Annotated in this window: 11 protein-coding genes; all 11 read right to left on the bottom strand. The window is 45.0% G+C overall.

Annotated features, from left to right (window positions below; translation table 11 throughout):
• Positions 1–96 precede the first annotated feature (96 nt).
• Positions 97–699, bottom strand: coding sequence for an electron transport complex subunit RsxA (rsxA, locus tag ST42_RS11565; RefSeq protein WP_022316593.1), 603 nt, complete (start codon positions 697–699; stop codon positions 97–99).
• Between the two features lie 2 nt (positions 700–701).
• Positions 702–1,286 (bottom strand): electron transport complex subunit RsxE, encoded by a 585-nt coding sequence (gene rsxE / locus ST42_RS11560; RefSeq protein WP_022316594.1) that lies wholly within the window; start codon positions 1,284–1,286, stop codon positions 702–704.
• 16 nt (positions 1,287–1,302) lie between these two features.
• Positions 1,303–1,920: an RnfABCDGE type electron transport complex subunit G gene (locus ST42_RS11555; RefSeq protein ID WP_022316595.1), complete on the bottom strand. Its 618-nt coding sequence runs from the start codon at positions 1,918–1,920 to the stop codon at positions 1,303–1,305.
• 1 nt (position 1,921) lies between these two features.
• Complete coding sequence (locus ST42_RS11550; RefSeq protein ID WP_022316596.1) at positions 1,922–2,929, bottom strand: RnfABCDGE type electron transport complex subunit D; 1,008 nt, start codon at positions 2,927–2,929, stop codon at positions 1,922–1,924.
• A gap of 146 nt (positions 2,930–3,075) precedes the next feature.
• Complete coding sequence (gene rsxC, locus ST42_RS11545) at positions 3,076–4,428, bottom strand: electron transport complex subunit RsxC (RefSeq protein WP_022316597.1); 1,353 nt, start codon at positions 4,426–4,428, stop codon at positions 3,076–3,078.
• Positions 4,429–4,431: 3 nt separating this feature from the next.
• Positions 4,432–5,334, bottom strand: a complete 903-nt coding sequence (locus ST42_RS11540) for a Fe-S cluster domain-containing protein (protein ID WP_022316598.1) — start codon at positions 5,332–5,334, stop codon at positions 4,432–4,434.
• A 76-nt stretch (positions 5,335–5,410) separates the two neighbouring features.
• Positions 5,411–5,827 carry a SoxR reducing system RseC family protein gene (locus ST42_RS11535; protein WP_042517594.1) on the bottom strand — a complete coding sequence of 139 codons (417 nt, stop codon included), beginning with the start codon at positions 5,825–5,827 and terminating at the stop codon, positions 5,411–5,413.
• A gap of 507 nt (positions 5,828–6,334) precedes the next feature.
• Positions 6,335–6,781 carry a hypothetical protein gene (locus ST42_RS11530; RefSeq protein ID WP_022316600.1) on the bottom strand — a complete coding sequence of 149 codons (447 nt, stop codon included), beginning with the start codon at positions 6,779–6,781 and terminating at the stop codon, positions 6,335–6,337.
• A gap of 45 nt (positions 6,782–6,826) precedes the next feature.
• A complete protein-coding gene (locus ST42_RS11525; protein WP_044073610.1) occupies positions 6,827–8,341 on the bottom strand; it encodes a glycoside hydrolase family 10 protein in 1,515 nt (504 codons plus the stop codon).
• Positions 8,342–8,540: 199 nt separating this feature from the next.
• Positions 8,541–10,202: an AMP-binding protein gene (locus ST42_RS11520; RefSeq protein ID WP_022316602.1), complete on the bottom strand. Its 1,662-nt coding sequence runs from the start codon at positions 10,200–10,202 to the stop codon at positions 8,541–8,543.
• A 280-nt stretch (positions 10,203–10,482) separates the two neighbouring features.
• The gene (locus ST42_RS11515) at positions 10,483–11,448 is read right to left on the bottom strand and encodes a glycosyltransferase family A protein (RefSeq protein ID WP_022316603.1); all 966 of its coding nucleotides are present in this window, start codon (positions 11,446–11,448) and stop codon (positions 10,483–10,485) included.
• Between the last annotated feature and the right edge of the window lie 348 nt (positions 11,449–11,796).

Here is an 11,796-nt window from a genome sequence, read left to right as displayed (position 1 = left end):
AATCCATTGATTTTCCGCATTTCGTCATATAAAAACCACTTATATAAGATGGAAAACCAATGGATTCAGATATCAAAAACAAGTTATTTCTTATGCTTAATTCAAGCCAAAGAGAATCTTAAGACCGCCATCAACTCCTGAGAAACCCATGAAGGCAAGACTCAGCAGTCCGGCGGTAACAAGGACAATTGCCATGCCTCGCATACCTTTAGGCACATTTACAAATGCCAGCTGTTCACGCAATCCGGCGAACACAGTAAGAGCAAGGGCAAAGCCAATAGCTGTGGAAAATGCATATACAACACTTTGCACAAGCGAGAACTCCTTCTGGATAACCAAGATCGCTACTCCCAAGACTGCACAGTTTGTGGTAATGAGAGGAAGAAAAATTCCCAAAGCCTGATAAAGGGCTGGAGAAACTTTCTTCAAAACTATCTCTACCATCTGCACCAAGGCAGCAATTACCAGGATAAACGCAATGGTCTGAAGATACTGAAGGCCGAAAGGCTCAAGTATAAACATTTGCACCAGATAGGTTACTATCGTGGCAAGCGTCAACACGAAAGCTACAGCAGCACCCATTCCCAATGAAGTAGTTACCTTTTGTGATACTCCCAAGAAAGGACAAATTCCCAAGAACTGGGACAGCACTATATTGTTTACGAATATAGCCGAGATAAATATCAAAATATATTCCATGATTACGCTTTCTTAAATTTGTTTACAATAGCAATTAGATAACCTAATGTGATGAACGCTCCTGGAGGGAGGATGAAGAGAAGCATGTTGCAAGTTTCAGGCAGAAGACCTATTCCAAAGATAGAACCTGCACCCAGGAGTTCTCTTACTGCACCCAGCAATGTCAACGCCAAAGAGAAGCCCAATCCCATACCAATACCATCGAAGATACTCTGAAGAGGACCGTTCTTACAAGCGAAGGCCTCGGCACGGCCAAGTATGATACAGTTTACCACGATAAGAGGGATATACAAGCCCAATGTAGCATAGATAGCGGGTACAAAAGCCTGCATAATCATCTGAAGTATAGTGACGAATGAAGCTATGACAACAACAAAAACAGGAATACGCACCATATCAGGCGTCAGATTCTTGATCAGGGATATAACCAGATTTGAGCAGATAAGCACAAACATAGTGGCCAATCCCATAGACAATCCGTTAATTGCCGAGGTTGTCGTGGCCAATGTAGGACACATACCGAGGAGAAGCACAAACGTAGGGTTCTCCTTGAATATTCCGTTAAGTAATATCTTTATATAATTCATATTCTCAACCTTTCATTTATTTGTTATCATTAGAAGCTACATTCTGAGAGCCTGCCGAGCTTTTCTTATATGCAGAATAAGCATTGTTCACAGCCTTGAGGAAGGCGCGGCTCGTGATAGTACTTGCCGTTATGGCATTCACTTGGCCACCGTCCTTGCTTACCTTGAGTTCTGCGGACGGATTCATGCCGATGATGCTTCCTTTGCCATCTTTCTGAAACCACGTCTCAGCCTTTGCACCGAGTCCAGGAGTCTCGGCAGTCTGCAGAATTGTGTAGCCAAGGATGTTGCCATTGGAGTCAAATCCTACCAACACTTTCAAGTCTCCACCGAAACCGACAGTAGTACTCTCGACTGCTGCTCCCAAATCCTTACCCTGAGCATCGTTCACCTTATGTATGACGTAAGTGAGCTCTTTTCCGTCAACTGTCTGACTATAAGGGTCACTTCCCGTTACGGTAATTTCTCCGCCACCCATCACTTTTTTGATACCGTCGGTCAGAGTCTTCTCTGCCTGTTCCTTGATAGGACCTGTGGTGATATGGTTGACATATGCAAGAATTGCACCTGTTATAAGCGCCACTCCAACAAGAACAATTACCATGTTCGTAATTGATGATTCTAATTTCTTCATACTATTTATCCTCCTTCTTTATTACCTCACCAAAACGTTTTGGCTTAATATAAGCGTTGATAAGTGGAGTGAATGCGTTCATTATCAAGATAGCAAACGACATACCCTCAGGATATGCTCCCCAGTTACGGATAACAACGGTAAGGAAACCGATTGCCACACCATAAATCAATTGACCTTTATAAGTCATTGGAGAGGTAACATAGTCGGTAGCCATGAAGATGGCACCCAACATAAGACCACCGCTGAGAAGCTCGGCTACAGGAGATGCATAAACAGGGTTTGCCAAATGGAGAATACCGCTGAACACAAAGACCGTAGCAATGATGCTGACAGGAATATGCCAAGTGATGATCTTCTTCCAAAGCATGAAAGCAAGACCTAGGAGCAATGCCAAAGCACAAACCTCTCCTACCGTACCTGCTCCGTTGTTCAGTCCCGGATTTCCAAGCAGCATAGACATGGAATCTGGAAGTTGGTTGAGACAAGAGGCATCTCCGGTCTTTATCGCATTCTTCATCACGCTGAGAGGAGTGGCAGCTGTGGTTGCATCCGTATACTTAAGGAGCTGACCTGCTACAGGCCATGACGTCATCTCTACCGGAAATGAAACCAAAAGGAAGCAACGGCCAACCAATGCCGGGTTGAAAGGATTACAGCCCAGACCGCCGAAAGTCATCTTTCCTACTCCTATGGCTACGAGCGCACCTATGAGAACTATCCATACCGGAAGGTTTGAAGGAAGGTTGAATCCAAGCAGCAGACCTGTAAGTATGGCTGATCCGTCAAGAACCGTGGACTCTTTCTTGAGCAGATACTTTGTTATTGCCCACTCAAAGAACATACATGCAGCTACGCTTGTCAAGCATACTATTGCAGAGCCGATGCCGAAATAGAAGAAAGACACGAGAAGAGCAGGTACCAAAGCCAATATGACTCCGTACATATTGCGCTCCACACTATCCGTACCATGGGCATGCGGCGATAATGATACTATTAAATTACTCATTTTATTATTTGATTGTTAGCTTAAACTCTGCTGGGAATCCAAAGGGTCAAGTTCCTCTGCTTTATCAAGAACAGGAATCATACTGTAGGATTTCGGACCTGACAAATATTTGATTTCCCAAGAGTATACAACTGTTATTACCTTAATTACTTCTTTGCATTCCTTGCTCTGATGATTCCCATCACAGTAGTCTTTCCAAGACGGATATTGTCAAGAAGAGGTCTGTGGGCAGGGCAAGTGAATTGACAGGAGCCACATTCTATACAAGAGGTAATGTCTTCCTGTTCCACTTTCTCCCAATTATGCATAGAGCTTGCCGTAGCCAAAAGGAATGGTTCCAGTCCCATAGGACATACGCTGACACATTTTGCACAACGAATACAAGCCTGTGGCTTTTTGCGGCGTGCGTCAGAATCGGTCAAGATTGTTATACTGTTAGTTCCCTTGCAGACAGGTACTTCAGTAGAAGTCAAAGCCTTACCCATCATTGGTCCACCGGCAAGGACTTTGTTGTCACCCTCTGGCATTCCGCCACAGAAATCGATAAGTTCTTTCATCGGAGTACCCATTCTTACGAGGAAGTTGCCAGGATTAGCCACTTTCTTACCTGTCACAGTAGTGTAGCGTTCAAACAACGGCTTGTTTTTCATCACAGCCTGATATACGGCAAAAGCAGTTCCAACGTTCTGAACGATGGCACCCACGTTGACAGGAATAGCAGGAGGCGCAGGAACCTGACGGCGAATAACTGCGTCAACAAGCTGCTTCTCACCACCCTGCGGATACTTCTTTGCCAAAGGCACAATCTCCACATTAGGATTGTTGGCTGTCTTTTCTTCCAGCAGGCGGATAGCCTCAGGCTTATTATCCTCAATTCCGATGTAACCCTTATCCACTTTAGCTGCCTTCATGAGCAGGTCAAGACCAACGAGAATCTCATCCGCATGTTCCATCATCAGTCGATAGTCAGAAGTGATATAAGGCTCACATTCCACTCCGTTGATGATCACACACTCTGCCTTTGCTCCAGGAGGAGGACAAAGCTTGATGAATGTAGGGAAGCCTGCGCCACCCATACCTGTAACACCTGCCACCTTGATACGGTTTACGATTTCTTCCGGCGTCAGTTCAGGATGAGCCGCAACAGTCTCAAGTTTGTCAGATCTGTCTATAGACTCTTCCCACTCATCTCCTTCCACCTTGACGATGATACATGGTTTGCGATAGCCTGTAGCATCTACCGCATTATCAATTTTGAGTACTGTACCCGAAACAGATGAATAAATAGGAGCTGATACGAATCCGCCGGCTTCGGCCAACAAAGTACCTACCTTCACCTTGTCGCCTTTTGCCACAACAGGCTTGGCAGGAGCTCCTATGTGCTGCGACAATGGGAATATCGCCTGTGTTGGGAGAGCAGCCACCTTTGTCGCCACCTCTGCCGTTATTTTGTTTTCCTCTGGGTGAATACCACCTATTCTAAAAGTTCTCAACTTCATTTCTTATGCCTCCTCTTTATTTTCTGAACCATTTTTAGCTGCAGTAGCAACCTCAACACCAGACTCAGCCTTAGGCTTGCGAGGAGGGAAGTTAACGGCAACGATAGCTCCTGTAGGACAAGCAGCCTCACACTTACGGCACATACGGCATTTGTCCGGATCAATATAACTCAAATTATTCTCGACAGTAATTGCTTCGAACTTACATTCCTTCAAGCACTTGCCACAACCGATACAAGCAGCTTTGCAAGCTTTCATAGCGGCGGCACCTTTGTCTTTGTTTACGCAACGCACATAAACACGGCGTCCCTTAGGTCCTTTCTTGCGAAGTTCTATGACATGGCGCGGACAGGCTTTTGCACAAGCGCCACAACCGATGCACTTATCTTCGTCAACTTCCGGCAAGCCTGTCTCTGGATTGATCTGGATAGCACCGAACTGACAAGCGCTAACGCAGTCGCCACATCCCAGACATCCGAAACCGCAACCTGTCTCACCTGCTCCACATGCATTTACTGCGGTACAAGTCTTCAGACCGTCGTATACGGCAATACGCTTCCTAAGCTCACACGTACCGTTGCAACGTACCACAGCAACCTTTGGCTCGCTATTAGCTACTGCCATACCGAGCAAATCTGCAACTTGTCCCATCACGGCAGAACCGCCGACAGGACAGAACAAACCCTCAATTGACCCACTGTCTGCCCCCTTAACGAGAGCGTCGGCCATACCTGAACAACCGGCAAAGCCGCATCCGCCACAGTTGGCACCAGGCAGAACGGAAGCCACTTGTCCGATACGTGGATCCTCATGCACAGCGAATTTCTTGGAGCATATATAGAGTATCACAGCTGCAACGAGCGCAATACCCCCCAAGACTACAAGTGCAATTAAAATAAAATTCATAATAGTTGTATTTGTTTTTATTAATTTGTTTTTACCAAATAAGTTATGTTATTATCAAGAATCATCAATATGCAAATCACTTGGACAACTCAATGTCGAAAGTGACCTTTCTGTTTATTCTACCACGGAACATAAAGAGGAGAAAATAATAAGGAGCGAGCGAAAGAAGAGCTCCGAGAGCGGAAATCAGCTCAGAATAACCAGTAGCCAACATAGCGAACAAGACTACAAGCATCAACAGCATTGGCACAAGCATTCCAAGGGAAAGAGCCAAGAAACCTACGTTGTATGAAGCCATGACATTCACTCTGTCTCCTGCCGAATATCTATTGTCCTTTGTATATATGTCAATTATTTTCTCTTTGCTTTCAGAGGTATTGCATTGTTTAGCCACCTTGCATGAGGCACATGCAGAAGACTGAACTACACGAACCTTCACGCACTCGCCCACTACCGACTCAACAACGCCCACATGTTTAATTTTGTTCTCCATAACCATATCATAAGTCAATTTTGCAACATCGACTTTACAACTGCAAATTTAGTACTTAATTTCCACATTGCAAAAAATATAAAATTAAAACAAGGAAATGGAGTAATGTTTTTTTGATTTATTAATCCTTAAACGTTTACGTAAACTTGCAAAAAAATGAAAAACGCTCAAAAATATCATTTAAACCCGATAGAAAAATTCTTAATTCGAGTTTAGCGTTACTTTTTGTCAACACAACACTATATTGTCCTTATGATACCTCATGGTCATTTCCCTTCTTTCCGTTTATCTCAGAACAAAGCATAGCCACATCTTTATGGAGCACAAGAAAGACACAGCAAACCTTGAAATGACAACGAAGCAAGATGCAAAAACTTTGAAGTACAACAGGCATAGATACACGTCAGCAAAAGAGCGTCTACACACAATACTCTCATCCATGTTAAAGATCGTGGCAACAACAAGCTATCAAGATTCTTGTTTCCTTCATGCCAAGCCATCGGATTGTCAGTCCTCTTTCATGAGTTCATCAAAGAACTTGTCGAGGTCCTTGTCCCATCCATCCATGATATCACCTCCAAGGATGTTTATATCGTCATCCGAAACGAAAAGTTCGGCAACATGCTCTTTGTCATCGTTTTCCAGAACGAAGCTGAACGGTTTCAAGAGTCCCATCCTGTCTATCTCAGCAGCCATTGTGTTGAGCCTTTCTCTCAACAGACCTACTGCAACGTCATAGAAATTGTCATCTCTGCATTCTATCCATTCTTCTACCACGCTTCTTGTTATTTCTTTGTCTTCGTCATCGAATGCCATCAAGTCGCCGCTTTCGGGAGATATTCTGATATGGATATCTGTAAGACATGCATTTTCCTCATCGCATGGGAATTTCTGCACCACCTTCTTCAAGAATCTGTCTATCTGCCTAACGCTCTGTTCGTTATTGTTTGCCATAATACAAGATTTTTAGTTATTCTTTTTCTGGTTATCGTTTGGAGCTCATAATGCCACCTTAACTTTCTTCGGTTTGCTCTCATTGCTCATTCTGTCCAACGCCGTGACGACGTATGTCACTTTCTTGCGTTTTCCAGTAGTGGTACTGCTAGAGTGTGTCGGGATTTTACAGAAGGTTTCTGTGGTAACTGCAACGATTTTCGAGGCATCAGACAGATCAGGCTGCTCACCGTTCTCAAATCTGTAGACCACATATTTAACTGCTTCATCCTTCCATCCTTTACCTTTAGGCTGCATCCAGAAGAGTATTTGGTCGCCATCTATCGTCATGGCCTTGAGCTTCTTCACCTTGTTGGGCGCCTTTGCATCTATATGCGGCATAAGCGGCTGCAGGGCTGGATATTTCCAATAGTTGTTGCGCAGCACGTTCTGATAGTTTCCCACATTGTCCACTACTGCTTTAGCATACCACAACACCGTGCCTTTAACATTCTGCATGGCTTTATGAAGATTGTATTTGGCAGGCATCTGGTTTATGGTCGGATTCTTAATATCGGCAGCCTCCACCGTGCGCTCCACATCTTCTCCTATATATAATGGTCTTGCCCCTGCATATTTGTTCCACCATTTTATGAGCGTGGCATAATCTGCACTCTTATGACCGATTTCCCAATACAGCTGCGGCACGCAATAGTCAAGCCACCCGTTGTTCACCCACATCAGCACGTCGGCATAAAGGTCATCGTAGTTCTGAAGTCCGTTGGTCTTGCTTCCTATGCCAGGAGCCGATTTTGCGTTGCGATAGATTCCAAATGGCGAAACTCCGAGCTTTACCCATGGTTTCACTTTGTGTATTGTCTCATATAGCTGCTTCACGAAGAGGTTCACGTTGTCTCTCCTCCAGTCGCCACGGTCTTTTATCCCATTATTGTTGGCTCTGAAATCCGCATCATCAGGAATTGGGAGTCCTTTCACAGGATAAGGATAGAAATAGTCGTCGATGTGAATTCCGTCCACGTCATATCTCTCAAGAATATCCTCGACCACGCTGCATATATAATCCCGGTTTTCCTGCTTGGCAGGGTTCAGAATCATCAATCCGTCGTATGGGAACACGTTCCCTGGCTGCCGTATTGCCACATGCTGGGGTGAGAGCTCCTTGGTGCCTTTCGTCTTGGCGCGGAATGGATTTATCCACGCATGCAGTTCCATTCCTCTTTTGTGGCATTCGGCCACCATCCACTTCAGAGGGTCCCAGTATGGCGAAGGGGCCGTTCCCTGTCTTCCTGTGAGGAATCTGCTCCATGGTTCCAGTTTGCTTTCATACAACGCGTCGCATTCCGGCCGCACCTGAAAGATTATTGCATTAACTCCGTCTTTCTGCAGCTCATCGAGCTGGTAAGTCAGCGTCTGCTGCATCTTTTGCGTTGACATGCCCTCAAACTGTCCGTTCACGCATTGTATCCATGCACCACGGAACTGCCGTTTTGCGTCTTCCGCCGAAACCGAAAGACTTATTATCAGGGCTACTAACATTAACCAACTTCTGAGATATTTCATATAATCTTCTGTCTGTGAATAAGTTATTATTAAATTGACGAGCAATTGTTTGATATGCAACTGTTTGACGAGCAAACGGGCTTCATGCATTTGGGTTGCGTGTTGATAGGCTGACGAGCAATTGTCTGGCGAACGAGTTGGAATGCAACATACCGGAAGTCGAACGAATTGTCAATTCTCCGCTAAAGACCGTTCCATATTACTTATACAAGTATCTCTTTATACTCTTTTTCGGAGTTTTTTCAAATTCCTCGTCATGGATTTCTATCGCAGCAATCTTGCAGTATACCGGCAGGTTGGCGTTCACCTGCACTCTGTTCTCCTCCATAAGGCTCTGCAGATCATCTCGAGAGAGCCCCATAGCTTGAACTTCGTCGAAGTCAGGATGCACGAGTCCGACGAGTTTTCCGTCTCTCTGCACCACCACACTCTCCATTGCGAACGTCATACTGTTGAGTTTGTCCTCTATTTCCTCCGGATAGATGTTCTGCCCGTTAGGTCCAAGCAACATGTTCTTGCTGCGTCCCTTTATGAACACATTCCCGCCTTTGTCCATAAGTCCGAGGTCTCCGGTATGATACCATCCGTCCTTGTCTATGGTCTGTGCCGTGGCTTCGTCATTCTTGTAGTATCCGAGCATCACATTGAGTCCTCTTGCAAGTATCTCTCCCGGCACGGTCTCCGGGTTCTCGCTGTCGATTTTCACCTCCATGTGTACTACTTCCCTTCCGCACGACATCGGCACAAAGTCATGCCAGTCAGAATAAGTTATGATAGGCGCACACTCCGTCGCTCCGTATCCTACTGTGAACGGGAAGTCTATGTCTTTGAGGAACGACTCTATCTCCTGATTGAGTGCGGCTCCTCCGATGATTACTTCGTAAAGGTTTCCTCCGAAAGCCTGATACACCTGCTCACAGATTCTCTTCTTCACCTTCTTGCCCACTCCAGGCATTTTCATCAGCAGTTTCACCTTGGTGTTCTGAATCTGCGGGAACACTTTTTTCCTGATTATCTTCTCTATCACAAGCGGCACAGCTATGACGATAGCCGGTTTCACGTCTTTGAACGCCTGGGCTATGATGGCAGGACTTGGCACTCTTGTGAGATAGAACACATGACACCCGTGGAGGAATTCGAAGAGGAATTCGAACGACATTCCGTACATGTGGGCCATTGGGAGAATGCTGATAGTGTTGTCACCTTTTTTAATGGTTTTGCCAAGCACACCTTTAGCGAAATCGATATTGCTCCACAACGCCCTGTATGGCAGCATCACACCTTTTGAGAATCCTGTCGTACCGCTTGTATAATTGATGAGCGCGAGCTCCGACGGGTCTTTCTCCTTATAGTAGCTTATGTGTTGCTGGCGGAAAGCCTTCGGGTATTTTTTTCCGAAGAGCTCATTTAGATGCTCTCTGGCATATGTCAGCTTGTCGGTTCTCGACACCACGAGCGAATAGTCTGGTATGTATACGATACCTTCGAGCGACGGCATTTTGGTGGGATCTATCACGGTAGCCACCACATCGCCCACGAAGAGGAGTTTTGCTTCGCTGTGGTTCACGATGTTGTGTATCTGGTCTGCCGTGAACTCATGCAACACCGGTACAGCCACGGCGCCGTAAGTCAGGGTCGCCAAGAATACTACTGCCCAAGAAGCACAGTTTCTGCCACAGATGGCGATTTTGTCTCCGTGCTCAACTCCGCTGTTTTCAAATAATATGTGGAGTTTCTCTATTTTTCTTGCCACATCTTTATATTGCAGCGTTATTCCTTTATAATCGGTCAGGGCGTCTGAATCCCAATGTGAGATGATGCTCTGTTCAATCAGCGAATTGAAACTTGGTATTGATTCCATTTAATGACTTGTATTAATTTAATGCAAAGTTATAGTATTTTTTGCACACTCCAAAATTAATTGTGCAATAATATACTCCTTGTCTCTATTTTTAACCCAAATCGGTCATTAGGGTTTGCTGGATTTTGACTATTTGAAAGAGTAGATTTTGATTGTCTTAATGAGTAATAGTGGGTTTTGCAAATTTAAAACAAGCAAAAGACACCCTATAAGAGACAAAGGACTGCAAGCAGTTGTAAATATCACATTGGAAGGCATGATGGCCGCTTGTGGTTTACTGCTATTCGAGGAGTTTAAGCGCCAAATCTCTCACGAGTTTTCTTTTCACCAGTTTTGAGAAGATAGTGTATTTCTTGTTATATCTTTTGTCGGGCAACGGGAAGAGTCCTTTTTCCTCTAGTTGCTCTATCCTCGTCCTGAGTTGCTTTGCCGACCTCAGGTCTTTCACCACCGCCAAGATATAGCTCATCGTCATCTGCGCCACTCTGCGTTCTATGGCGAGTCTGTCGTCCACGGGCATGGCATAAGCCATATCATGCAGTCGGCAAATCATGGCATATTGGTCATCAAGTTTCTTTATAACCGTTTTCTTGTCATCTCCGCCGGCGGTTTGTCTGTCTTTTCCCTTGAAGCGTGCCACGGCTGTAGTGGGCAATACCTTTTCCGCTTTGAGGAAAAGCAAGACCGTAAACTCCTCGTCGCTCGACTCATTTGCCGTATCGAAGGTCATTCCTTCGGTCAGATTCTTTCTGAACGCATAACCTGCCGGACTTGGATTGATGGTGTTATGGCGCATAAATTCCGTTCCGCTTTCCATCTTTCCGTCTTCGTAAGACGTGCGCTGCTTTTCGTCCCGGCTCGACTCAAACACTATGATTTCCGGCTTTTCATAGCGCATCATGTCAAGGCAATGGCCGTATCCGTCGAGAAGTAACGTGTCTGCCGCGCTCAAAAACTGCACATAGCGCCCTGTCGCCATCCTCATTCCGAGATTCATGGCGGAATTTATGCCTGAAGAAGGCTGGCGCACCACCACCACCTCGTCTTCGCTTCCATTTAGCAGCAAGACAAGCGGCTCGCGCGTGCCATCGCCTATGACGAACACTTCCCGTTCTTCTTGTCTCAAAGATAGGCGCAACACACTGTCCACGCATTTCTGAAGTTTGCCGGCATCGTCATCTTCGAAGAATATCACGAAGCTTACCAGCGGTTGACCTGCTTTTTTCTTGTTTATATCGTAATCCATCTTCACTTTTTTATTATTTAGCAAAGATACAAATATTATTGGATTTTCGTGCAATTTTGAAAAGTTTTCTTTTAACCCAAATCGGTCATTAGGCCGTATATTGTGTTTTTTAATTACTGCTTGCAGCCTCTTTTTTACAAGGTGTCTTTTGCTCGTTTTTAATTCGCAACAGCTCACTATTACTCATTAAAAGCCAAATAAAATCCACTCTTCTGAAAAATCAAAATCCAAGCAAGCCCTAATGACCTCTAAGTTTGCAGAAGATTGCGACGAAGTCGCATAAACTCCAAAATAATCAAGGTAAAACTATGATTGCTAAAGACAGTTTCGTACCTTTGTTGTAAAAAG

Origin of the sequence: Prevotella pectinovora, assembly GCF_000834015.1 — a bacterium.
Taxonomy (GTDB): Bacteria; Bacteroidota; Bacteroidia; order Bacteroidales; family Bacteroidaceae; genus Prevotella; species Prevotella pectinovora.
The sequence above is the reverse complement of the archived record's forward strand: the minus strand, read 5'-3'. Positions and strand labels throughout refer to the sequence as shown.